At 56.0% G+C, this 21,604-nt stretch carries 24 protein-coding genes, 1 tRNA gene and 1 riboswitch; of the genes, 11 read left to right on the top strand and 14 right to left on the bottom strand.

Going from position 1 to position 21,604, the window contains the following annotated elements:
• The first annotated feature begins 365 nt into the window (after positions 1-365).
• Entirely contained in the window at positions 366-1,289 is a 924-nt protein-coding gene (locus ACR0CW_RS16340; RefSeq protein WP_480788610.1) for a formylglycine-generating enzyme family protein, read from the top strand.
• Between the two features lie 314 nt (positions 1,290-1,603).
• On the opposite strand, the gene ACR0CW_RS16345 is transcribed toward ACR0CW_RS16340, so the two are convergent.
• Both ACR0CW_RS16345 and ACR0CW_RS16350 read right to left on the bottom strand, forming a co-directional pair.
• Positions 1,604-2,821: an HlyD family secretion protein gene (locus tag ACR0CW_RS16345; protein WP_480788611.1), complete on the bottom strand. Its 1,218-nt coding sequence runs from the start codon at positions 2,819-2,821 to the stop codon at positions 1,604-1,606.
• Positions 2,818-3,198: a hypothetical protein gene (locus tag ACR0CW_RS16350; protein ID WP_480743519.1), complete on the bottom strand. Its 381-nt coding sequence runs from the start codon at positions 3,196-3,198 to the stop codon at positions 2,818-2,820. Before ACR0CW_RS16350 ends, ACR0CW_RS16345 begins: the two co-directional genes overlap by 4 nt.
• A gap of 394 nt (positions 3,199-3,592) precedes the next feature.
• On the opposite strand from ACR0CW_RS16350, the gene ACR0CW_RS16355 reads away from it, so the two are divergent.
• The 3 genes from ACR0CW_RS16355 to ACR0CW_RS16365 all read left to right on the top strand — a co-directional run bounded on the left by ACR0CW_RS16355 (position 3,593) and on the right by ACR0CW_RS16365 (position 5,497).
• Positions 3,593-4,600, top strand: a complete 1,008-nt coding sequence (locus ACR0CW_RS16355; protein ID WP_155146868.1) for a helix-turn-helix domain-containing protein — start codon at positions 3,593-3,595, stop codon at positions 4,598-4,600.
• Between the two features lie 149 nt (positions 4,601-4,749).
• Positions 4,750-5,043, top strand: a complete 294-nt coding sequence (locus ACR0CW_RS16360; protein ID WP_480788612.1) for a hypothetical protein — start codon at positions 4,750-4,752, stop codon at positions 5,041-5,043.
• Positions 5,044-5,421: 378 nt separating this feature from the next.
• Positions 5,422-5,497: transfer RNA gene (locus ACR0CW_RS16365), tRNA-Thr, on the top strand.
• 53 nt (positions 5,498-5,550) lie between these two features.
• Here ACR0CW_RS16365 and dxs read toward each other — a convergent pair.
• From dxs to ACR0CW_RS16395, 6 genes are read right to left on the bottom strand one after another with little or no spacing between them, the layout of a single operon-like run.
• Positions 5,551-7,479: a 1-deoxy-D-xylulose-5-phosphate synthase gene (dxs, locus tag ACR0CW_RS16370; protein ID WP_155146864.1), complete on the bottom strand. Its 1,929-nt coding sequence runs from the start codon at positions 7,477-7,479 to the stop codon at positions 5,551-5,553.
• A gap of 16 nt (positions 7,480-7,495) precedes the next feature.
• Positions 7,496-8,362 carry a polyprenyl synthetase family protein gene (locus ACR0CW_RS16375; protein ID WP_480788613.1) on the bottom strand — a complete coding sequence of 289 codons (867 nt, stop codon included), beginning with the start codon at positions 8,360-8,362 and terminating at the stop codon, positions 7,496-7,498.
• Entirely contained in the window at positions 8,363-8,605 is a 243-nt protein-coding gene (locus ACR0CW_RS16380; RefSeq protein ID WP_155146860.1) for an exodeoxyribonuclease VII small subunit, read from the bottom strand.
• The gene (locus tag ACR0CW_RS16385) at positions 8,602-9,528 is read right to left on the bottom strand and encodes a histone deacetylase family protein (RefSeq protein ID WP_480788614.1); all 927 of its coding nucleotides are present in this window, start codon (positions 9,526-9,528) and stop codon (positions 8,602-8,604) included. The genes ACR0CW_RS16380 and ACR0CW_RS16385 overlap by 4 nt, the downstream gene beginning before the upstream one ends.
• 39 nt (positions 9,529-9,567) lie before the next feature.
• Entirely contained in the window at positions 9,568-10,269 is a 702-nt protein-coding gene (locus tag ACR0CW_RS16390) for a response regulator (RefSeq protein ID WP_155146856.1), read from the bottom strand.
• Positions 10,266-10,778 (bottom strand): MarR family winged helix-turn-helix transcriptional regulator, encoded by a 513-nt coding sequence (locus ACR0CW_RS16395; protein WP_480788615.1) that lies wholly within the window; start codon positions 10,776-10,778, stop codon positions 10,266-10,268. The genes ACR0CW_RS16390 and ACR0CW_RS16395 overlap by 4 nt, the downstream gene beginning before the upstream one ends.
• 158 nt (positions 10,779-10,936) lie before the next feature.
• On the opposite strand from ACR0CW_RS16395, the gene ACR0CW_RS16400 reads away from it, so the two are divergent.
• The 4 genes from ACR0CW_RS16400 (at position 10,937) to ACR0CW_RS16415 (ending at position 13,880) form a co-directional block, all read left to right on the top strand.
• Complete coding sequence (locus ACR0CW_RS16400; protein WP_155146853.1) at positions 10,937-11,803, top strand: branched-chain amino acid aminotransferase; 867 nt, start codon at positions 10,937-10,939, stop codon at positions 11,801-11,803.
• Between the two features lie 123 nt (positions 11,804-11,926).
• On the top strand, positions 11,927-12,877 hold the full coding sequence (locus tag ACR0CW_RS16405; RefSeq protein ID WP_155146851.1) for an AraC family transcriptional regulator: 951 nt from the start codon (positions 11,927-11,929) through the stop codon (positions 12,875-12,877).
• A gap of 111 nt (positions 12,878-12,988) precedes the next feature.
• The gene (locus ACR0CW_RS16410) at positions 12,989-13,354 is read left to right on the top strand and encodes an SPW repeat domain-containing protein (protein WP_480788616.1); all 366 of its coding nucleotides are present in this window, start codon (positions 12,989-12,991) and stop codon (positions 13,352-13,354) included.
• 316 nt (positions 13,355-13,670) lie between these two features.
• Positions 13,671-13,880, top strand: a complete 210-nt coding sequence (locus tag ACR0CW_RS16415) for a hypothetical protein (RefSeq protein ID WP_480788617.1) — start codon at positions 13,671-13,673, stop codon at positions 13,878-13,880.
• A gap of 21 nt (positions 13,881-13,901) precedes the next feature.
• Here ACR0CW_RS16415 and cobO read toward each other — a convergent pair whose 3' ends face one another.
• The 5 genes from cobO to ACR0CW_RS16440 all read right to left on the bottom strand — a co-directional run bounded on the left by cobO (position 13,902) and on the right by ACR0CW_RS16440 (position 17,827).
• Positions 13,902-14,501: a cob(I)yrinic acid a,c-diamide adenosyltransferase gene (cobO, locus tag ACR0CW_RS16420; RefSeq protein WP_155146846.1), complete on the bottom strand. Its 600-nt coding sequence runs from the start codon at positions 14,499-14,501 to the stop codon at positions 13,902-13,904.
• Between the two features lie 56 nt (positions 14,502-14,557).
• Complete coding sequence (locus ACR0CW_RS16425) at positions 14,558-15,493, bottom strand: DMT family transporter (RefSeq protein ID WP_155146844.1); 936 nt, start codon at positions 15,491-15,493, stop codon at positions 14,558-14,560.
• 52 nt (positions 15,494-15,545) lie between these two features.
• Positions 15,546-16,208, bottom strand: a complete 663-nt coding sequence (locus ACR0CW_RS16430) for an HD domain-containing protein (RefSeq protein WP_480788618.1) — start codon at positions 16,206-16,208, stop codon at positions 15,546-15,548.
• Positions 16,192-17,292: a chorismate synthase gene (gene aroC, locus ACR0CW_RS16435; protein WP_480788619.1), complete on the bottom strand. Its 1,101-nt coding sequence runs from the start codon at positions 17,290-17,292 to the stop codon at positions 16,192-16,194. The genes ACR0CW_RS16430 and aroC overlap by 17 nt, the downstream gene beginning before the upstream one ends.
• A gap of 94 nt (positions 17,293-17,386) precedes the next feature.
• Positions 17,387-17,827, bottom strand: a complete 441-nt coding sequence (locus ACR0CW_RS16440) for a 6,7-dimethyl-8-ribityllumazine synthase (RefSeq protein WP_480788620.1) — start codon at positions 17,825-17,827, stop codon at positions 17,387-17,389.
• Between the two features lie 72 nt (positions 17,828-17,899).
• A riboswitch (FMN riboswitch) is annotated at positions 17,900-18,047 on the bottom strand.
• 55 nt (positions 18,048-18,102) lie between these two features.
• Here ACR0CW_RS16440 and ACR0CW_RS16445 point away from each other — a divergent pair.
• The gene (locus tag ACR0CW_RS16445) at positions 18,103-18,717 is read left to right on the top strand and encodes an FMN-binding negative transcriptional regulator (RefSeq protein ID WP_480788621.1); all 615 of its coding nucleotides are present in this window, start codon (positions 18,103-18,105) and stop codon (positions 18,715-18,717) included.
• A gap of 24 nt (positions 18,718-18,741) precedes the next feature.
• Here ACR0CW_RS16445 and ACR0CW_RS16450 read toward each other — a convergent pair whose 3' ends face one another.
• On the bottom strand, positions 18,742-19,188 hold the full coding sequence (locus ACR0CW_RS16450; protein WP_480788622.1) for a c-type cytochrome: 447 nt from the start codon (positions 19,186-19,188) through the stop codon (positions 18,742-18,744).
• A gap of 483 nt (positions 19,189-19,671) precedes the next feature.
• On the opposite strand from ACR0CW_RS16450, the gene petA reads away from it, so the two are divergent.
• Both petA and petB read left to right on the top strand, forming a co-directional pair.
• Positions 19,672-20,256 carry a ubiquinol-cytochrome c reductase iron-sulfur subunit gene (petA, locus tag ACR0CW_RS16455; protein ID WP_170336531.1) on the top strand — a complete coding sequence of 195 codons (585 nt, stop codon included), beginning with the start codon at positions 19,672-19,674 and terminating at the stop codon, positions 20,254-20,256.
• Between the two features lie 12 nt (positions 20,257-20,268).
• Positions 20,269-21,600, top strand: coding sequence for a cytochrome b (gene petB, locus ACR0CW_RS16460; RefSeq protein ID WP_480743484.1), 1,332 nt, complete (start codon positions 20,269-20,271; stop codon positions 21,598-21,600).
• The last annotated feature ends 4 nt before the right edge of the window (positions 21,601-21,604 follow it).

Below are 21,604 nucleotides of genomic sequence, written 5' to 3' on the forward strand. Positions count from 1 at the left end.
CAATTGATCCACTGGATCAATTGCTTGACGGCTTCACATCGTCAGGCTCATAACCTGAAGGTCGTAGCTTCAAACCCTACTCCCGAAACCAAACTTTAAAGCCGGATATCAAACACTTAACCTCGCACAACGCGAGGTTTTTTGCGTTCACACCATCGCCGATGCAAGCACTGTGGAAGCAATAAGGGAGGCAGATGTTGTCATAAATACGACCAAGTCTCATATTTTAGTTGCGACACCACGGCGCTTGGACGAAGTTCAGCGCGGAATTGATTTTAGTACCTCATATGTAGGCGATGGGTTCAGGACTATTGGTATCAAAGTGTTTAGTCTTGTCAGGCGTTCTGTGTGCTTTAGCCGTAACCGTGAAGGCGCAGTACTTACTTGAGGATGGCTCCGAAGTTACCGATCTCGAGATGTTTCAGGAGTGCGATGTTTGTCCTGAGATGATTGTTCTCCCGCTGGGTGAGTTCACCATGGGAGGTCCGCCGGGTGAGTCGCGGGAGAATGTGCATTGGGGGGAGAGGGAGATTCGCTACGTCACTCCCGAAGATCCATATATTGCATATCATGAGGGCCCCTCACATCGGGTAGAGATCGATATCCCAGTAGCTATGGGGCAGAATGAAGTCACCTACGATCAGTGGATGGCTTGTGTTCAAGATGCTGGATGTGGTGGTTACATCCCTCGAGACTATGTACTTCAAGAAAATGCACCGCGAGCAATAATCAGGGGAAAACACCCCGTGATAACTGTTTCGTATGCGGATGCACTGACCTACATCGAATGGCTGAACAAAAAAATTGGCGCAGATGTATATCGCTTACCAACTGAGGCAGAGTGGGAATATGCGGCACGGTCTGGGACCCAAACACCCTTTGCGCAAGGTGAGGAAGTCACGACAGACCAGGTGAATTTTCTGGGCAGTGCGACAGAGATCATGCTGAATGAAAAACGCCCGGACCTCATATCACGAGGCAAGCCAGTGCCCGTAGACGAAATGGATGCAGCAAATGGGTGGGGTTTGAGACACATGTCGGGGAATGTTGTCGAACAGACAATGTCATGTTGGACCGAGCGGCATGAAGGTTGGCGAACGTCCAGTGAGCATCTCAAACACGCGCTCAACCCTTTTTGTGAACGGCGTGTGGCGAAGGGCGGCGCGTATCCGGCAGGTATGGACTATTCGAGATTGGGCGCCCGAGCAGGCCCTGATCCAATTAGCAGGTCGTCTGTAGCTGGTTTTCGCGTTTTGAGAGAACTGTCATTTGAGGAACAAAAGCAATAATCGACGCCTTGTCATAGCTACCCAATACTTGGTTACCTGTAGTGCTCTTATCGTACATTCATGACGATCAGAACCAGGCAGAAAATGGCAGGTGAGAAGTCAAAGCCGTCACTCAGGATATCTGTGTATATTCTGCATGCTCCCGAGAACGACTGCTATTGCAGCGTAACGACCCTTGAGATTAAAGCTGAAAATTGTGCCGGAGTTCCAACAGCATACGATATTTGGCAGAGTTTTCTGCCGTCCTGGTGCTGAAACGGCTCCCAACTTTCGTTGGAAGCCGCGCATCTTTGGGAGAGAGGCTGCTTATAAGACTAAGCGTGCCCACCACCGATCAGGCCGATACCCGAGGTCAGACCGAACCAGGCTTTAACCCGAAGACCGACCGCCTTGATGATGCCCATAGCCTGGATCCCGTGAGCGACAATTGTTCCTTCCATGTCACCCTCGAAATTGGTGGTGTAGGATTGGACGATGCAACCACTACCTGGCACCAAAAGATCCCGATGCTCTGGGTGTACAAGGTCAAGATGTACAACGATCTGACCCCGCTTTGCCTTTTCACTGGGCTCGATCAGGCGACCACTGGGCGCAAGCTGACCGGAGGAAATCGAGTCTTGAATGCGTACGATCCTAGCCGGAAGAACGGTGTTGCGCATTGAGATGTTGAAGTTGCTTTCACACGCCACTTCTGCCGCCATTCCTTCGTACAATTCCGTACGCGAAACCTGCGAGAAGCCAGCAACGATACGTCCCCGCTCGGCATCTTTCCGGTCGGGTACGATCAGCATAGCGGGGCTCATTGCGGCTTGTGCTGCGCGCGATCCGACATTCAGGGTGACTTGTTCAACTACACCATCGACCGAGCTGAGCGTCAGAGTTTTTGACAGCTCCACTTGAGCTTGCTTCAACGACGCGCGCGCCGATGCAAGTTGAGCAGGAAGAACAGCAGTCGCATGGACTTGCGCTACACCAAGTTGCGTTTCGGCAGCCTCAACCTCTGCTTCCCGTGTGCTCAAGGTTGCCTGCGCGCGCTCCAGCTGACTCACCTGAAATGCTGCAGAGCCCTTTGCTTGAAGCGACTTGTGATCCATAAGCACCAGCTCGGCCTGCTCTCTGGCAGTAGTTGCGGCATCCAGCACGGCTTGCGCAGTCTGAACTTGCAACTCAGCTGCGAGTTTTGCGCTTTCGATCTCCTCAACTTTGCGTGTCGCAAAATCTACAGCGGCCTGTTCAGACGCGTTCTCGACGGCAAACAGCGGATCGCCGGGTGCGACGTGATCACCGCCCTTTACATAGATATCTGTGACCGTTCCGCCATTTTCGGCGACGACCGGAACGGTTCTGAAGGGCACAAGGCCGGTGTAGGATTTGGGGTAATAGTAGAACACGGCAAAGAACACGATCAGGGCCAGGACGAACCACATGAAGAGCGCCCGGTGAACATTGTAGAGGGTGACCGGCAGCCCACGCCATTTCAGGTAGATCACGCGCAGGACAAACGGAAAAGATGTGACGAGCAGCTCAATCATTTTACCAATTCCTCTTTCGAAGGACGCCACCACAACATGAAGTCGCGGGCGATCGCGGTCAGGATCAACGCGCCTGGTAACAGAATGCTGAAGTGGCTGAGTGCGGGCATCAATTCGTACGCCAAGGCTATGGTAAGCATTACCGGAACAGTTGTGCGCAGCGGAGTGCCGATTGATTTGCGCTCGGTGTAGCGCTCAAAGCGCGCATAAAGGTGTACGACCAATAGGATCGCCAGGAAGAGAACGATCAGGCCGACCCAGGCATAGGTGTCGGTTTGATTGGGTGAGACCCACCATCTGGGGTCGCCGCCAGCGGCGAGGGCAGGAGTTGAGATGACGCCGAGTATGGGCGCCATCAGGAACGCGGGTGGTTTCATGATTCAGGTCCTTTTGTTCGCAGTCACGCTGCGGAAGCAAGTTTTAGGTTTGGTAAACTTCAGTTCCCGGTAGGTTGTTGTGATGGTTCTGAAGGCTGTTCCGCTGGAGCGTAGGGGGGATCCCAGCGACGCCCGTTCGGTGTTTTCTCGCCCAGTGACGAAGCCTGCAGGCCTTGACCTTTGCCGCCGGACCATTCCTGTCTGGCGCAGTCGTGGATTGTTTTGAAAACGCGGTAGTACCTTGCGAAGTAGATCATTGCCTTGTCCTTTCTGATGACCCGGACCTAACCGTCGTCACGCCCCCGATCCTTAGGGTTCTGGACATTTGTTGTTGTCTTCTGGACAATTGCAGTGACTGCAAGGGGTTGCGTGCCAGTCAGGGGAGGATGCAAAAGTGCCACGCATCAGCGCTTACAGATTGCAAAGTGTTGGGCTGCGCTATGCGCAAGAACCCGGCGCACGCATTCCGTTTACAGAAATTCTGGAAATGGCAGGTGCACCTTCAGATGTCGTCGACGGCCCGGATGCCACTGTCGAACTGCTGCATGAAGCGGGCACCGTTGAAACTGTGTGCCGTGTTCTCGAAGACAAAACCTTTGCTGCGCGGGTAGGGCTTTCTGCGCAAGGCCCGGGAACGCTTTTGGCGTACATTGTAAGGGCAGCTGAAACGGTCGAGGATGCGCTGGCATTGACACAGCGCTTTTATGCGATGCAAGACCCCGACCTGCGTCTGGACGTTGTAGGAGCGCCCGATGAGCCCAAGATTACGCTGGAAAGCAATGTGATCCCGGCACATCAATATCCTCGCCATCGCGAGATGCTGATATTTGGTCTTTATAAGCGCGTTCAACAGATCACCTCGGGCGGGCTTGCTCCGATCTCAATCGAGTTGGAAACGGACGACAGCGAGCATTGCAAAAAGCTCTCTGAATTGGCGGGATGCGAAGTCGTAGGGTTCAAAGCCGGATACGCGTTGGGCTTACCCACAAATGGCATGAGCTTTCGGATCCCGACCGCAGACCCGACTTTGTTGGGGCACTTGCGTCGGCATGGCGAAGAGCAACTGAAGGCTCAGCCCGATGCGGTCCGAAGCCTGTCCGACCGAATTGTGGATATGCTTGGAGAGCGTCTTCCCGGACCGATACCTAACGGCGACGATATAGCCGCAGAGCTGGGCCTGACGCGACGCACCATGACCCGGCACCTGTCGGCCGAAGGAACTAGCTACAAAGCACTCTTGGAAGGTGTGCTGTGTGACCTGTCCAAACGGATGCTTCGTAGTGGTGAGGGTGTGGCTCGTGTTGCCTTCATGCTTGGATTCGCGGATCAGGCCGCCTTTTCGGTGGCGTTCAAGCGATGGACAGGTGAAACGCCTGCCAGGTTCCGTAGAACTGGCCGCTAGGCCTGAACCCTGCAGCGCGCGGGGCCGAAGGATGTCCAAGATCCACAAAACCTTGTCCCGTCTCCAAAAGAAAGCCTGCCATCGGGTCACCTAGTTCAATGGCACACAGCAGCCGAGGTGGTTGCTGACCCAGAACAAGGATGAACCCTATGAAGACCTCGAAGAAATTCTTTATCGCCCCGATCTCAGGCGCGCTTCTGATCACCATGGCGGCCACAGCTCACGCTGATTACGTCACCGATAAAGCCATCAAAGGCGCAGTTGTCGGCGCAACGGTCGCCGGTATTGCCGGCGAAAGCATCGTGGGCGGCGCTGCCGCTGGCGCCGCGGTCGGTGCCGTGGGCGGTGCGATCCAGAAGGACAATTTCGAAGACGCGCAGGACGAAGCACAAGAACGTCGCGACGATTTCAAAGAAGGCCACAAGCACTGGAATGAAGACTGAGATGTGCCCGGGGGCACTACAGAAAAAGGAGGAAACACAGCCGAACACACTTAGATGGTCAGTATGAGGTCCGCGCTGTTAGCATCCAGATGCAGCCTGACTGACCACCCCACACAGAACTCGCACAGTTTCTGATAGGTTGCCACCCAGGTCCGATGGGACCGGGTGGCAATTTTGTTTTGGGCAAAGAACACCAAGAGTATCCAAAAGTCGCTGTCTAAATTTCCGGCACTCTATCCCCGATGGCGAGATTGGTGTTATGCACCTTGCTTGCCGCATGTGAGCTGAGTCTATTTGGACGTAACAGCCATCCATCAATCCACGAGATTTCTGACTTGCGGGACAATTGGCGAGTGTCTAAACACTGCTGCTGTTATTGCCTCAATAGCTCAGCTGGTAGAGCAGGTCCTTCGTAAGGACAAGGTCGGGGGTTCGAGTCCCTCTTGAGGCACCATATTTGACGGACAAGCAGCCAGTATCGCTGGTCTGGTCTACTGCAATCCCGTTTTACGCCCGCTTTTCGCCAATGGATGCAACGCCAAGAGTCGATAGCACTTTGGCCTCGATCTGCTCAGCGTTCATGCCTGCAACAGCGTACATATCTGCCGGGCTGGATTGGTCGATGAAGATATCCGGCAATACCATTGAGCGGTATTTCAGGCCGTGATCAAAGACGCCCTCTTCCGCCAACAACTGTGCGACATGACTGCCAAAGCCTCCCACGGCACCTTCTTCAATGGTGATCAGGGCTTCGTGGTTCTCAGCCAGTTCAAGGATCAATTCGCGATCCAATGGTTTGGCGAACCGGGCATCTGCGATTGTTGGCGTTATGCCCTTGGCCGATAGCATTTCAGCCGCTGACTGGACCTCAGCCAGACGCGTGCCGAAGGACAGCAGGGCAACGCGAGAACCGGATTGAATCAACCGACCCTTGCCGATTTCAAGAACCTCACCTCGCTCAGGCAGATCCACTCCAACACCCTCACCACGCGGATAACGGAATGCGATGGGGCCATCGTTGTGTGCGGCCGCCGTGGCCACCATATGCATCAGCTCGGCTTCATCTGCTGCGGCCATGACAACCATACCCGGCAAATTCGCAAGGTATGCGATGTCAAACGATCCGGCGTGGGTAGCACCGTCGGCACCGACCAATCCCGCACGATCGATGGCAAATCGAACGGGCAAGCGCTGAATGGCCACGTCATGCACGACCTGGTCGTACCCGCGCTGCAGGAATGTGGAATACATCGCACAGAACGGCTTCATTCCTCCGGCAGCCAATGCAGCTGAGAAGGTAACCCCATGCTGTTCGGCGATGGCCACATCAAAGCAACGTGACGGGTAGCGTTCCGCAAACAGGTTCAGCCCGGTGCCATCCGGCATGGCGGCGGTGACAGCGACGATTTTGTCGTCCCGTGCGGCTTCTTCAACCAGCGTTTTTCCAAAAACCGACGTGTAAGAGGGCGCGTTCGAAGGGGTCTTTTTCTGCTTGCCGGTAACAACATCGAATTTTGCTGTTGCATGGCCTTTATCGCGTGCCTGCTCTGCCGGAGCGTAGCCTTTGCCCTTTTTCGTCAGCACATGGATCAGGATTGGGCCGGTTGCCCGAGCCTTGACCGTACGCAGCACGGGCAGAAGCTGATCCAGGTCGTGACCGTCGATCGGACCGAGGTATGAAAAGCCCAGTTCTTCAAACAGGGTTCCGCCGACCGCCATACCCTTGAGCATTTCCTTGGCGCGTTTTGCGCCCTCGCGGAATGGTTCAGGCAGCAAGGACACGGCACCTTTGGCCGCAGCCTTCAGGTCGTGGAACGGCTCTTCGGCGTAGATGCGGGACAAATAGTTCGATAGTGCACCAACCGGTGGAGCGATGCTCATCTCATTGTCGTTCAGAATGACGATCAGGCGCTTTTTCAAATGGCCGGCATTGTTCATGGCCTCGAATGCCATGCCCGCAGACAGCGATCCGTCGCCAATCACCGCAATTGCATCACCCAGCCCTTCGGGCGTGACACCACCCAGATCCCGCGCGACGGCAAATCCAAGCGCTGCGCTGATCGAAGTAGAACTATGCGCCGCGCCAAACGGGTCATAGGGGCTTTCGCTGCGCTTGGTGAAACCGCTTAACCCGTCCTTTTGGCGCAGCGTGCGAATCCGGTCGCGCCGTTCGGTCAGGATTTTATGCGGGTAGCACTGGTGGCCTACGTCCCAAATGATCTTGTCCCGGGGTGTGTCAAAAACAGCGTGCAGCGCAGTTGTCAGCTCCACAACACCCAGACCTGCGCCTAGATGCCCACCTGTAACAGATACGGCAGAAATCGTCTCGGCCCGCAATTCGCTGGCCAGTTGGTGCAGCTGCGCATCCGAGAACTGCTTGAGATCCGCCGGGCGGTTCACAAGGTCCAGCAGGGGCGTATTCGGGCGGTCAGACATTTGGCGCGTTCCTGGCTTAGCTGTCCCGGGCAATAACGAAGCGTGCGGCTTCCTTCAAGGTTTCGGCTTTAGGACCGTAACCATCCAATGCCGCGCAGGCCTGATCAATCAGATCGGTTGCACGGGTCTTGGCTGCGTCCAGTCCCAACAGCGAAACAAAGGTTGCCTTGCCTGCATCGGCATCCTTTTGCAGGCGTTTTCCGGCTTTCTTGGCATCGCCCTCTACATCAAGGATGTCATCGGCGATCTGAAAGGCAAGCCCCAATGCTTGGGCATATCGGCGCAATGGCGCAGGATCGGCCTGTGCCAACCGGGCTCCGGCGCAGGCGGACCACTCGATCAGGGCCCCGGTCTTTCCTGCCTGCAGTCGCGTGATTTCCTCCAGCGTCAGAGGATCAGGGGCTGTTTCAGCGGCAATGTCCAGCGCTTGCCCCAGCACCATACCTTTTGCCCCGCTCGCCTTGGCCAGTGTCAGAGCCAATTCGGCGCGCACTTCAGCACTTCCTGTTTCCGCTCGTGCACAGAGTTCAAATGCAAGGGTCTGCAGCGCATCGCCAGCCAGAACGGCAATGCCATCGTTCCATTTAACGTGAACCGTCGGACGTCCGCGCCGCAAGTCATCGTCGTCCATGCACGGCAAGTCGTCATGTACCAGAGAATATGCGTGTAGCGCCTCAATACCCGTCGCAGGCCAGATCGCGTGTGATTCATCAATCCCATGCAGACGGGCGCTTTCCAGAACCAGAAAACCGCGCAGGCGTTTGCCGCCCTGCGTGGCATAGGCCATCGCGCGGGTTACATCGAGATCGTCCAGTACGCCGAGAACCAGATCGAACTGCGTCTGAATGCGGTCTGCATCCTGCGCAAGAATTTCGCGAAACATTCAGAGCCCTTCGACAGGTGTCGTCCCGGTCGGCTGACCATTGGCGTCCAGCGTGATGGCAGCCACCTTTTCTTCGGCCCGCTTCAGCTCGTCCTCGCAGCGCTTTTTCAGCGCGGCGCCACGTTCATAAAGCGCGATGGACTGATCCAAAGCCACATCACCACGCTCCAGCTGGCCAACAACGGCTTCAAGCTCTTTCATCGCCTGTTCGAACGTCATTTGATCTACGGGAGTATCTGTCATGGGGCTGCCTTCATCAGTTCCTGCACATGGGCGCGTGTCGCCTCGGCCAGTGCGTTCAGATCATAACCACCTTCAAGAGTCGAGACGATACGACCATCGCAGATTTCTTTGGCGATCTTGCACAACTCGGCCGTGACCCACGCGAAATCTCCGGTCGACCAATTCAAATTGGCCAGCGGATCGTCCTGATGTGCATCGAAACCCGCTGAAATGATGATCAGTTCAGGTTTGAAGGCGCGCAAACGCGGGAATGCCTGCGTTTCGTAGGCTGCGCGCATCTCGGCCCCGCCAGATCCGGGTGCAAGTGGAATGTTCAATACGGTGTCATAGGCACCGGTCTCGTCGGGCCGCCCCGATCCGGGCCAAAGTGGCATCTGTTGGCTGGTGATCACCAGTGCGCGCGGTTCATCCCACAGCAGATCCTGTGTCCCATTACCGTGGTGTACATCGAAATCGACCACAGCCACGCGTTTTAGTCCGTGATGATCCAGTGCGTGCTTTGCAGCCAGTGCGGCATTCCCGAACAGGCAGAACCCCATGGCGGTTTCGCGTTCTGCGTGATGTCCGGGTGGGCGGATGGCGCAGAATGCGTTTGGGGCTTCACCTCTCAGAACCAGATCGACCGCCCGAACAACCGCCCCGGCCGCGCGATAGGCAGCATCGACTGACCCTGGCGACATGAACGTGTCTCCGTCAATCTGCCTAAAGCCTTCATTGGGCCGGTTGCTGCGGATATCCCGAATGTGGCTTTCCGGGTGAATGCGCAACAGATCATCATCTGCCGCGAGCGGCGCAGTAACCCGTTGCAGATCCAGCGGCTCGAGCGCATGAAGGATGTGTTCCAGCCGCTCCACGCGTTCGGGATGTCCCTGCGGCGTGACGTGGCCGAGGCAATCAGCATGAGTGATCAGGGCGGTTTTCATACTGTTTTCCTGTTTTCTTGTTATGGCCGAGGCTGCGAATTAATCGGGCGCCAGCATGTAGCCGGCACCGCGCACGGTCTGCAGATAACGCGGCTGTTTTGGATCCTGCTCGATCTTGCGGCGCAGGCGTGTGATCTGAACGTCCACGGCGCGTTCCTGAGCCTGACCTTTGTCGCGGCCCAGATCCTCAACCAGTTTGGCACGGCTGATCGGCTCGCCGGGCTGGCCCGAAAAGATCTTCATCAACTGGCTTTCAGTGGCGGTCAGACGCACCGGATCCTCACCCTGCCACATCTCACCACGTTCGATGTCATAGCGTATCGGTCCCAGATGCAGAATTTTCGACACTGCATCCTGAGCGGGCGTTTCCGGCATCCGGCGCAGGATCGCATTTATGCGCAGCAACAGTTCCTTGGGTTCGAACGGCTTGGCCAAATAGTCATCCGCGCCAGCCTCAAGACCTGCAATCCGATGTTCGGTTTCACCACGCGCGGTCAGCAACAGGATCGGTGTTGTATGTGTTTCCCGCAGGGCGCGGGTTAAACTGACCCCATCCTCGCCGGGCATCATCACATCCAGAACGATCAGGTCGAAATCCAAACCGGACAGAACCCGGCGCGCATGGGCGGCATCGCGGGCTGCGGTGACAAGAAAGCCATTACGCATCAAAAACTTCTTGAGCAGATCGCGAATACGCTCGTCATCGTCGACGATCAGCAGATGGGCGTCCATATCGCTCATGAGGTTGTATCCCGCAGTTTCGTATATGCACGACGCATATCAGCATCCATCATCGCTTCAAGCACTTTGCGAAATCCTGCCACGGCCTCGGGGCCTGCATCCTTGTAGGCGGCGCGCATCCGGGCGCGCTGTGCATCCGATAGCTTGGCTTCCAATGCCTTGCCTTTCTCCGTCAGAAACAAATGGCGTTCCCGCTTGTCTACGGTCCCGACGCGGCTTTCGACCAGACCATCGTCAATCAGGGTTCTCAGTACCCTATTTAGAGATTGTTTCGTCACGCCAAGGATAGCTAACAGGTTGTTTACCGTTGTTCCGGGGGCGCGGTTGATAAAATGGATGGCCCGGTGATGGGCGCGCCCATAGGCCATCTGGGTCAGAATTCGATCCGGATCTGCGGTAAACCCTCGATAAGCAAAGAACATCGCCTCGATTCCCTGCCGCAATTGCTCATCGGTCAGAAACAACAGGCTTTCTCCGCCAAAGACAGGCGCGGGGCGGATTTCGGACATATCATGCCTCATTCGTTACTCAGGCTGACTTTATGTCAGCGTTATTGACATTCCAAGTGCGTACAGGTATCGAATCGCAGTTTTTGCGCAACATTATGTCCACTTCGGTCTTAAATAGCGCAACAATCGAAAATTCAGCCCGGTTCAGGAGGTTTCGTATGGCGGGGTATGACGATCGTGATGGTGTCATCTGGTTGGATGGCGAACTGGTGCCCTGGCGCGAGGCCAATGTGCATATTCTGTCCCACGCGATGCACTATGCCTCTTCGGTTTTTGAAGGTGAGCGGGCCTATAACGGCAAGATTTTCAAAAGCCGGGAACATTCCGAGCGCCTGATTGCCTCGGCCGAGGCACTGGATATGCCGATGCCCTATTCGGTTGATGAAATCGAAGCGGCAAAGGAAGAGGCGCTGAAGGCAAGCGGTCTACAGGATGCCTATGTACGGGCTTTGGTCTGGCGTGGTTCCGGAGAAGACATGGGCGTTGCATCGGCCAAGAACCCTGTGCGCATGGCCATCGCTGTCTGGCCATGGGGTGCGTATTACGGTGATGCCAAGATGCAGGGTGCCAAGCTGGATATCGCAGAATGGAAACGCCCCAGCCCGGAAACCATCCCGGTTCACGCCAAGGCGGCGGGGCTTTACATGATCTGCACCATTTCAAAGCACAAGGCTGAGGCCAAGGGTTGCTCGGATGCGCTGTTCATGGACTATCGCGGCTATGTGGCCGAGGCGACCGGCGCAAATGTATTCTTCGTCAAGGATGGTGAGGTTCACACGCCGCTGGCAGATTGCTTCCTGAACGGGATTACCCGGCAGACGGTCATCCAGATGCTGAAAGACAAAGGCATCACCGTACATGAGCGTCACATCATGCCCGAAGAGATGTCTGATTTCGAACAGTGCTGGCTGACCGGAACTGCGGCCGAAGTCACGCCTGTTGGTCAGATCGGTGACTACACATTTGAAGTAGGCGATCTGACGCGTGAGATTGCGGAAGACTACGAAAAGCTGGTTCGCTCCTGATCTCACGATAGGAATCCTTGAAACCCTCGCTTATGCGGGGGTTTTTTGTTGCGGTGCGTGCGGAATTCCATGCCAATCGTTCAGACAGGTGGACGAACGCTCTAATTGAGATAGGTTCGGGCCATGTTGGATTTGCTCAGCGATATTCTCACCCGTTTGTCTTTGCGGGGAACATTCTACTTTCGCACGTCTTTCACTCCGCCTTTCGGGATTCAGGTGCCGAGCTTTGAAAACGTGGCACGATTCCATTTTGTTCAGCGGGGTGAGCTGAAGGTCTACGTTTCTTCCACCGGCGAAACCATTCGTCTGCGGCAAGGTGATCTGATCCTGATCCCTCATGGTGCGGCACACGCACTGCTGTGTAACGAGGTCAAGCCGATGGACGCGCTGCCGTTGGAACAGGTTCTGGAGGCTTCGGGTTACAAGGGCGACGGTGTTCTTGTGTATGGTGGTGCGGATGAGGACAGGGATACGCAGCTGATCTGCGGGCATTTCTCATTCACCGGACCCGCCGGTCGCCGTGGAACCGGCCATATGCTGATAGACCGGTTGCCGCCATATATTCTGATCGAAAACTATGGTGAGGACGCGGGTGCCTGGGTCGAGGCTACTTTGCGCATGATCGGTTCCGAAGTGGCCGGAGCGCGGATCGGGGGCGATCTGATCGCGCTGAAATTGTCAGAGGTTCTGTTCGCGCAGGCCATCCGCGCATATCTGGAGCGTCAAAGCACAAGTGATGCAGCTTTGGCAGGTTTCGCCGATCAGCGCATTTCCCGCGCTCTGACAGCTTTTCACCAATCCCCTGCTCAGGAATGGAGCGTCGCCACCTTGGCGAAAGAGGCAGGCATGTCACGCACCGCTTTTGCGCAACTGTTTGCGGAAAAGATGCACACGACGCCAATGCAGTACCTGACGGATTGGCGCATGCAGATCGCCTGTCATGGATTGACGGAAAGCCGCTGGAACGTGGCGGATGCTGCGGCCGAGGTCGGATATGCCTCGGAGGCCGCGTTCTCGCGGGTGTTCAAGAAGCAGGTTGGCCTGTCCCCGGCAGCTTACAGGGCGATGCACTGATAATCCGAAAATTCTGAACGATCGGCAATGTTTATGAGACGATCTGGGCTGCACCGTCCGCCCTGCGCTTCCTATTCTTTGGTCATATCTCATCAAGGAAAGGAAATTCAGATGTCTCTTCGTTTCGTAACCCGTTCGGTCCACGCATATCTGGACTATCCGGTGGCCATTGCGTTGATGGTCCTGCCTTTTGTCCTGGGACTGGGGCAGTCGAATCCAATGGCGATTTGGTTGTCTGTTGTTACCGGTGCCGCGGCTTTTGTTCTGACCGTGTTGACCGATCATCATCTGGGGATCTGGCGGGTACTGCCGTACAAATTCCATCTCGCGGTTGATCTGATTGCGGGTATCACCTTTTTGTTTGCGCCCAGCCTGTTTGGTTTCTCGGGATTGGATGCGATCTACTACTGGCTGAACGGCGCTGCCGTCGTTGCTGTGATCTCACTCAGCGCTCCCGAACAGGGCGTAACCGCCTGACAGAGCATGCGCCTGTGTCACCACATCTGAGCGCTACGCTCGCAAATCTGAGCCGCAGGTATTAAGTACCGGCGGCTCAGACCGTGGAAATGGTGATCACCTCTGTTTGAATTTTCGAAACAGCGAGAAAGAGCGGGCAGGTGTTGAGTCAAAAATTTTCGATTCAGGGCTTGATAAATCTGACTAAATTAATCAGATATAGCGCAACGCCAGATACGAGATGATCAAGCCTTAAGTTTCGAGGCGGTTTGCGCGCTTAGCGAATTCCATTGTGAGGGCGCGCCACCGTCTCGGAAACGAACCAAGGGGTGGCAATATGCGCGATCCGATCGACAAGTTGGTCTCATTGCAGGGCTCATCCGCGATTGGCGGATGTTCTCTGGACGACGATATTGCCGCCTATCTGGATCAAAAGTGTTGTGAAAATCCTAAAGGTTGCTGTGATCCGCATCCCGAAGATCGCGAAAAACCACGCCAATCCGTTCGCAGGCTGTACGAAAACAGCGATCCCCGCCCGAAAACATAAGCTCGAACGGGGCTTAGAATATCAAAAGTCCACGCCGCGCTGAGCTTTGATGCCAGCCTGAAACGGGTGCTTCTCTTCGGTCATTTCAGTCACCAGATCCGCATATTCCCGCAGTTCCTGGGGTGCATCACGGCCTGTCAGGAAAACGCTGGTTTTGTCTGACCGGGCTTTGAGACCTTCGATAACGGTCTCGACCGAAAGATACTCATAGCGCAACGCAATGTTGATTTCGTCCAGCACGACCAGATCATAGTCTCCACTTGCCATCAGCGCACATGCTTTGTCGAAGGCAGCGGTTGCTGCGGCTATGTCGCGTTCGCGATCTTGGGTGTCCCAGGTAAAGCCCTCACCCATCGTGTGCCAGGTCACCAGATCCCGCTCTTCAAAGAAACGGCGTTCGCCTGTTTTCCACTTGCCTTTGATGAATTGCACCACGGCAACTTTTTGGCCCCACCCCAGTGCGCGGATTACGACACCAAAAGCGGCAGAGGATTTGCCTTTGCCCTTGCCGGTATTGATCAGAACCAGACCGCGCCCGGGGTCGACCGCCTCGGATACTTTCTTACGGTGCTTGGCCTGCACCTCCTGCATCTTTTCTTTGTGATCCTGTGCGTCGCTCATGGGGATACCTCGTCAATTGTCGGGCCCAAACTAGGGGAAGTACGGAAAAGGTAAAGTCACGCTTTCGGGTCTGTCACCGATCGGGCTTTGCCACGCTCCAACCCAAGCTGATGTTCGCGCCAGATCACCACCACATTGCCAGCAATGACGAGCGCTGCACCGATCAGGATTGCAAGTGTCGGGAGTTCGTCAAACCAGAGATATCCGATGATTATGGCAAACAGCATGCTGGTATAGTCATATGGCGCCAGCATCGAGGCCTGCCCGAACCTGTAAGACGAGGTGACAAGTATCTGGGCAACGCCACCTGTCAGACCCATCGCGATCAGGATAGCGGCCTGTTCCCACGTGGGCATGGTCCATCCCCAGAAAACGGTCAGCCCGGACAGCAGGGTCGCTGTCATCGAGAAATAGAATACGATCGCCGCTGGATGATCGACCTGAACCAGCTGCCGAATGTGAATCTGAACAAAGGCACGGGCGATGGTTGCACCAAGAACGCACAGAGCTCCGATGGTGGCCGCCACTTCCAGTTCGCTACTGCCGAGGCGAGGCCAGATCATGATCAAGACACCCAGCAGCCCGATGGCGACCGCGCCGATGCGTATCATTCGGATGCGCTCACCCAGCATGACTGCGGCAAGAATCAGAGTGAAGATCGGAGTGGCGTAGCCAATTGCCGTGACTTCGGGCAGCGGCAGCAGGCTAAGCCCCGTAAAGGTCAGGCCCATCGCCATCGTGCCTAGCACTCCGCGCCAGAAGTGGCCCATTGGTTTCTTCACGACAAAACCCTGTGCCAATTCTCCGCGTGATATCAGCCAGATAATGATGACCGGGATGGCAAAAAGTGAGCGAAAGAACACCAGTTCGCCGGGCGGAAAGTCTTCTGACAGAGCTTTGACCAGCGCCGACATAGCCGTGAACAAAAACAGGGCGCTGAGCTTCAGCGTCACGGCAAGAACAGGTCGATGCGATGTTAAGGATTTTGCCATCGGCGCGACCCTGCGCCTTTGTTTGGCAAAGATCAATGTCTGCTGGTCGGGATTATCGATTCACCCAGTTTCGTGGCAGCGTGCTGTCAATCTCATCCGCAAAGTCTTCGAGAAACCGGATCATGCGCGCGGTTCTGGTAAGTGCAATTTCTTTGCCTGCTTCCGTCAGCATATCGTCCGGCAACTTCAGGAGTTTGACCTTCCAGTGATCAATCGAGAATTGCAGATCGTCCAGGGGTCGCTTTTCTGCGAAAGGATCAAAAGGATCGTAAAGTGGGCGGTCCAACGCACCAGCAACTGAAAAAGTACGGGCTATACCGATGGCACCCAGAGCATCCAAACGGTCGGCGTCACGCAGAATGCATGCTTCGTCCGTTTCCGGAGGAACCCCTGCAGAGTAGCTGTGGGCAACAATTGCATGTTGAATGTTTTGAATTTCGCTTACGCAAAAGCCCAGATTCCTAAGAATAGACTCTGATTCCTCGGCGGATTGCCGTGAGGCCAGATGGCGGATCGGATCGTCTTTTGCCAGATTGACCAGATCGTGAAGGTAACTCGCAGCAAGTAGCACGCGCATATCGTTTTGGTCATTCGCAATGGCCTGCACATTTACCCAGACCCGGTCCAGATGGGCCAGATCATGGGCTGGATCTGTTGCCATGCGGGCCTGTACGATACCGCGCAGGCTGTCGCGAAGTTCAGCCAATCCGGCCACGGTTCTCGCCGATTTGGCCGCGATGCAACAGCAGGTGGTCTAGGATCACGCAGGCCATCATTGCCTCACCCACAGGCACGGCGCGAATACCAACGCAGGGGTCGTGTCGGCCCTTGGTGATGATCTCGGTCTCTTCACCGGATTTGGTGATGGTTTTACGAGTCGTCAGGATCGACGAAGTCGGCTTGACTGCGAACCGTACGACGAGGTCCTGACCAGTCGAAATCCCGCCGAGAATACCGCCCGAGTGGTTCGAGCTGTATTGGGGGCCGTTCTGGCCCATGAATATCTCATCTGCGTTGGCCTCACCCGTCAGTTCGGCGGCGGCCATACCTTCACCGATCTCAACGCCTTTCACCGCGTTGATAGACATCATCGCAGCGGCCAGATCAGTGTCTAACTTGGCATAAACCGGCGCACCGATCCCAGCAGGTACGCCGCGTGCCACAACCTCAACAATCGCGCCAACTGAGTTTCCAGACTTGCGCAGATCGTCCAGGTAAGCTGCCCAATCCTCGGCCGCTTGAGCATCGGGGGTCCAGAACGGGTTCTGTTCGATCTGGGACCAGTCGAAGTTGTCCCGGTCGATCTTGTGCGGCCCAATCTGAGTCATATAGCCGGTGATCTGAACGTTGGGAGCGATCTGTTTGATCGCCTCGCGCGCCAGACCGCCTGCCGCAACGCGAGATGCGGTTTCACGCGCCGAACTGCGCCCGCCGCCGCGATAGTCGCGGATGCCGTACTTCTGCCAATAGGTGATGTCGGCGTGACCCGGACGGAACTTGTCCATGATATCGCCGTAGTCTTTTGAGCGCTGATCGGTGTTCTCAATCATCAGCTGCACCGGCGTACCCGTTGTCTGGCCTTCAAACACGCCGGACAGGATTTTCACCTGATCGGGTTCGCGCCGCTGGGTGGTGAACTTGTTCTGACCTGGTTTGCGCTTGTCCAGCCAATGCTGGATCATGCCCTCATCGATCGCAACGCCCGGAGGACAGCCATCGACGGTTGCACCCAGAGCGGGCCCGTGGCTTTCACCCCAGGTGGTAACGCGGAAGAGGTGGCCAAAACTGTTCATCGACATGGGGCATGCTCCTTTGAGCGTCGTGATTAGCGGGCAAGGCCCTTGGCCTCAAGCGGATTTGCGGTTGGGGCGTTCTTGCCCCAACCCAATGAGCTTACGCAGCGGTGGCCAGTTTTGCGCGCGTCGCGTTGATTCTCAGCGCAGCTTGTGCGGCTTCGCGGCCTTTTTCGACAAAATGTGCGCGGTAGATGGCGTTGTGGTGATCGGTCTCCTGATACTGATGCGGCGTCAGGGAAACGGACAGGACCGGTACGCCTGTATCCATGCCAGCGCGCATCAACCCATCAACAACGGCCTGTGCGACAAAATCGTGCCGGTAAATACCGCCATCCACAACAAACGCTGCGCAGGCGACGGCTGCGTAGCGGCCGGTCTGGGCCAGATCGCGGGCCAGCAGCGGCATCTCAAACGCGCCGGGGACGTCGAATACGTCAACCTGATCGGCGGGGATAAGTTCCAGAAACCCTTCTAGGGCCTGATCAACAATATCGGAATGCCAGTTGGCTTTCACAAAAGCATAGCGGGTGTGTGTCATCATGATCTCCTTTCGCAACAGACACGTCACCCAAGGCGATCACGGGCAGACACGCGGCAAGGCCGGCGTGCTGCACGTTCTCTTTCATCCGGACTGTAACCGTCGGCTCTGGCTTTTCACCAGATCTGCTGACACCCCGTTAACCGGGGCCGCTCGCGGGCTTACGGGTCGCAGCCCGCATACCGCCGGTGGGGAATTTCACCCCGCCCTGAGAACATCGCTGAGCTTGCCAAGGACAGCCCGGTTCTGCAAGTGCTGTTGACAGGAGGACAGGTATGCACCCCAACCCAGCCTTTCGCGCCGAAGATCGCGCGCGCCATGTTACCTTCGCCCGGGATCGCGCGTTTGGTATTCTTGCCCTGTCGACGCAGGATGCGCCGTTGCTAAGCCATGTCCCATTCCTTCTGGATGAAGATGGACAGGTGGCAGAGCTTCATCTTGTGCGTTCAAATCCCATTGTCCGGTTGTTGAAGCAGCCTCAGACTGTGCGGATCGCAGTTTCCGGGCCAGATGGCTACATTTCTCCGGATTGGTATGTAGTCGAAGATCAGGTGCCGACCTGGAATTATGTCGCGGTGCATTTGACCGGCCAACTTGAGCTGATGCCGCAGGACGCATTGCCTGATCTTCTGGACCGCCAATCAGAGTTTTATGAAACACGCCTGTTGCCAAAACCGCCTTGGGTCACAAGTAAAATGTCCGAGGGCGCATTGGAGCGAATGATGCGGATGATCGTGCCGTGCCGCATGCAGGTCGAAGATGTTCAGGGCACTTGGAAACTAAACCAAAACAAGACAGAAGATGCTCGACTGGGCGCTGCTGATCAGGTTGAGGCTGCGGGCTTTGGTGTTGAAACCGGACGGCTGGCCGCGTTGATGCGGACGACGTGACCAGCGCCGGGAAACGGGAACTTTTTACTGATCGTTGAAGGTGGCAAGATAGGCCGCGACATCGTCGGCCCCTTTCTTCAGCTTAACGCTCATGTTGGGGCGGGCTGATTCGTCATCCAGATACTCCTGAATGAAAACGATTGGGTTTTCGGAGTAAGCCGCGATGTTTTCTTCAGTCCAGACCAGACCTTCATCACCCGCACGGATCATATCATCGGTGAACATACCGATGGGCAAACGCTCGCTACCATAGCGATAATCGTTTTCGGATCCGGCAACGCGCCCGACCACCCCATAGAGATTCGGTCCGGTGATGCCACCTTTGACCAGAACTTCGCCATCCTTGATGATCGCGTGGCAGGATGAGCACCTATTGTAGAGTTTTTCACCTTTTTCCGGATCACCGGCAGCCGAGGCCTGAGTTGAAATCGCAATCGTTAACAACACCGTGGTCACAGTGACCTTTGACATGAGTTATCTCCTGTAAGGAGTTCGCGCGATTTGGCCTTTCGGACATTCTCGTTTGGGGTGCAATAGAAATTTGCCTCTCGGAGCGGATCTGGAAATGTCTATTTTAAATTAATAATTTAAACTAAACACAATACCGCTATGGTTGCGCAATTTCGTTTCTGATTGCTATCCAATCCACCCGTTCGAAACGGCGTCTGAATGTTGGTCGGATCTTCAGCCACCGCTCGCAGAGCAAGTGGATTCCGCCGAATCAGCAAGTTTGTTGCCGAGTGCTCCAAGTGATGAATCAGATTTAATCTGCTTCATATCTTGAAATAATTGGCCTTCGTTGTGACATGAAAGCCCGGATGCGGCGTAATGCGCGCCTATGACCGCTGGACGAACCGATTTCTCCCCGATAGATACCCCGTTTAAGACACCGCATTCGTGCGGTGCGCGAGCTATATGCCCGTACGCGGGCGCCAGATAATCGGAGAAAACCTCGTGTCCCACGCAGAAGACCACGAAGGCACCCGCAGAGACTTCCTCTACTACGTCGCTGGCGGCGCAGGTGTCGTAGCAACGGGGGCTGTTGTTTGGCCCCTGGTCAACCAGATGAATCCTTCGGCAGATGTACAGGCTCTGTCCTCGATCCGCGTTGACGTAAGCGGGGTCGAGCCTGGAACGCAGCTGACCGTGAAATGGCTGGGTAAACCGGTCTTTATCCGTCACCGCACGGGTGCCGAGATCACCGAAGCCCAGGAACAGGATGCAGAAGGCGTTGACGCGCTGCCTGATCCGCTGGCCCGTAACTTCAACCTGAACCCTGATGCTCCTGCGACGGACGCCAACCGCGTGATGCCGTCGCCCGAAGGCGAAGCGCCGGGTGCATGGATTGTTCAGATGGGCGTTTGTACGCACCTCGGCTGTGTGCCGCTGGGCGACGCTGGCGACTTTGGTGGCTGGTTCTGCCCCTGCCACGGGTCGCACTATGACCTTGCCGGTCGTATCCGTAAGGGCCCCGCGCCCGAGAACCTTCCTGTCCCGCCCGCAGAATGGGTGGACAACAGCACAATCAAACTCGGCTAAGGGAGACCCAGAATGTCAGGAATTCCCCACGACCACTATGAGCCAAAGACCAAAGGCGAGAAGTGGCTGAACAGCCGTCTGCCGATCGTCGGCCTGCTTTATGACACCCTCATGATCCCAACCCCCAAGAACCTGAACTGGTGGTGGATCTGGGGCATCGTTCTGGCATTCTGCCTGGCGTTGCAAATCGTTACCGGCATTGTTCTGGTGATGCACTACACCCCGCATGTCGACCTGGCCTTCGCCAGCGTCGAGCACATCATGCGTAACGTGAATGGCGGCTACATGATTCGCTATCTGCACATGAACGGCGCGTCGCTGTTCTTTGTTGCAGTCTACATTCACATGTTCCGCGGCCTGTTCTACGGCTCGTACAAAGCCCCGCGTGAGATCACGTGGATCATCGGTATGCTCATCTACCTGATGATGATGGGTACTGCGTTCATGGGCTACGTTCTGCCTTGGGGTCAGATGTCCTTCTGGGGTGCAACCGTGATCACCGGCCTGTTTGGCGCGATCCCATTTGTTGGCGACGCAATCCAGACCTGGCTGCTGGGCGGACCCGCAGTGGACAACGCTACGCTGAACCGCTTCTTCTCGCTGCACTACCTGCTGCCGTTCATCATTGCGGCGCTGGTTATCGTGCACATCTGGGCTTTCCACACCACAGGCAACAACAACCCCACAGGTGTTGAAGTGCGTCGCGGTTCAAAGGCCGAGGCCGAGAAAGACACCCTGCCGTTCTGGCCCTACTTCGTGATCAAGGATCTGTTCGCACTGGCCGTCATTCTGGTCGTGTTCTGGGCCATTGTTGGCTACATGCCGAACTATCTGGGTCACCCGGACAACTACATCGAAGCCAACCCGCTGGTCACACCTGCACACATCGTCCCTGAATGGTATTTCCTGCCGTTCTACGCGATCCTGCGGGCCTTCACCGGTGAGGTCTGGGTCGTTCAGTTCGCCAGCTTCATCACCGGCGGCATCATCGACGCCAAGTTCTTTGGTGTGATTGCGATGTTCGGTGCGATCCTGGCCATGGCTCTGGCGCCCTGGCTGGACACTTCGACCGTGCGTTCGGGCAAGTATCGTCCGATGTTCAAATGGTGGTTCTACCTGCTGATCGTCGACTTCTTTGCCCTGATGTGGCTGGGTGCGATGCCCGCAGAAGAGCCTTATGCGACCTTCTCGCTGATCGCGTCTGCCTACTGGTTCGCCTATTTCTTCGTGATCCTTCCGATCCTGGGTGTCATCGAAAAACCCGATGTACCGCCGGAAACCATCGAAGAAGACTTCAACGCGCATTATGGCAAGGCTAACGCCGACGCCACGCCGGCCGAGTAAGAAG

It is taken from the genome of Ruegeria sp. CH6, from assembly GCF_056537005.1.

What these genes read in the sequence shown, in the direction of transcription:
- ACR0CW_RS16345 (WP_480788611.1), bottom strand. Translation starts at nt 2,821, where the DNA reads ATGATTGAGCTGCTCGTCACATCTTTTCCGTTTGTCCTGCGCGTGATC.
- ACR0CW_RS16350 (WP_480743519.1), bottom strand. Translation starts at nt 3,198, where the DNA reads ATGAAACCACCCGCGTTCCTGATGGCGCCCATACTCGGCGTCATCTCA.
- ACR0CW_RS16360 (WP_480788612.1), top strand. Translation starts at nt 4,750, where the DNA reads ATGAAGACCTCGAAGAAATTCTTTATCGCCCCGATCTCAGGCGCGCTT.
- dxs (WP_155146864.1), bottom strand. Translation starts at nt 7,479, where the DNA reads ATGTCTGACCGCCCGAATACGCCCCTGCTGGACCTTGTGAACCGCCCG.
- ACR0CW_RS16375 (WP_480788613.1), bottom strand. Translation starts at nt 8,362, where the DNA reads ATGTTTCGCGAAATTCTTGCGCAGGATGCAGACCGCATTCAGACGCAG.
- ACR0CW_RS16380 (WP_155146860.1), bottom strand. Translation starts at nt 8,605, where the DNA reads ATGACAGATACTCCCGTAGATCAAATGACGTTCGAACAGGCGATGAAA.
- ACR0CW_RS16385 (WP_480788614.1), bottom strand. Translation starts at nt 9,528, where the DNA reads ATGAAAACCGCCCTGATCACTCATGCTGATTGCCTCGGCCACGTCACG.
- ACR0CW_RS16390 (WP_155146856.1), bottom strand. Translation starts at nt 10,269, where the DNA reads ATGAGCGATATGGACGCCCATCTGCTGATCGTCGACGATGACGAGCGT.
- ACR0CW_RS16395 (WP_480788615.1), bottom strand. Translation starts at nt 10,778, where the DNA reads ATGTCCGAAATCCGCCCCGCGCCTGTCTTTGGCGGAGAAAGCCTGTTG.
- ACR0CW_RS16400 (WP_155146853.1), top strand. Translation starts at nt 10,937, where the DNA reads ATGGCGGGGTATGACGATCGTGATGGTGTCATCTGGTTGGATGGCGAA.
- ACR0CW_RS16405 (WP_155146851.1), top strand. Translation starts at nt 11,927, where the DNA reads ATGTTGGATTTGCTCAGCGATATTCTCACCCGTTTGTCTTTGCGGGGA.
- ACR0CW_RS16410 (WP_480788616.1), top strand. Translation starts at nt 12,989, where the DNA reads ATGTCTCTTCGTTTCGTAACCCGTTCGGTCCACGCATATCTGGACTAT.
- ACR0CW_RS16415 (WP_480788617.1), top strand. Translation starts at nt 13,671, where the DNA reads ATGCGCGATCCGATCGACAAGTTGGTCTCATTGCAGGGCTCATCCGCG.
- cobO (WP_155146846.1), bottom strand. Translation starts at nt 14,501, where the DNA reads ATGAGCGACGCACAGGATCACAAAGAAAAGATGCAGGAGGTGCAGGCC.
- ACR0CW_RS16425 (WP_155146844.1), bottom strand. Translation starts at nt 15,493, where the DNA reads ATGGCAAAATCCTTAACATCGCATCGACCTGTTCTTGCCGTGACGCTG.
- aroC (WP_480788619.1), bottom strand. Translation starts at nt 17,292, where the DNA reads ATGTCGATGAACAGTTTTGGCCACCTCTTCCGCGTTACCACCTGGGGT.
- ACR0CW_RS16440 (WP_480788620.1), bottom strand. Translation starts at nt 17,827, where the DNA reads ATGACACACACCCGCTATGCTTTTGTGAAAGCCAACTGGCATTCCGAT.
- ACR0CW_RS16445 (WP_480788621.1), top strand. Translation starts at nt 18,103, where the DNA reads ATGCACCCCAACCCAGCCTTTCGCGCCGAAGATCGCGCGCGCCATGTT.
- ACR0CW_RS16450 (WP_480788622.1), bottom strand. Translation starts at nt 19,188, where the DNA reads ATGTCAAAGGTCACTGTGACCACGGTGTTGTTAACGATTGCGATTTCA.
- petB (WP_480743484.1), top strand. Translation starts at nt 20,269, where the DNA reads ATGTCAGGAATTCCCCACGACCACTATGAGCCAAAGACCAAAGGCGAG.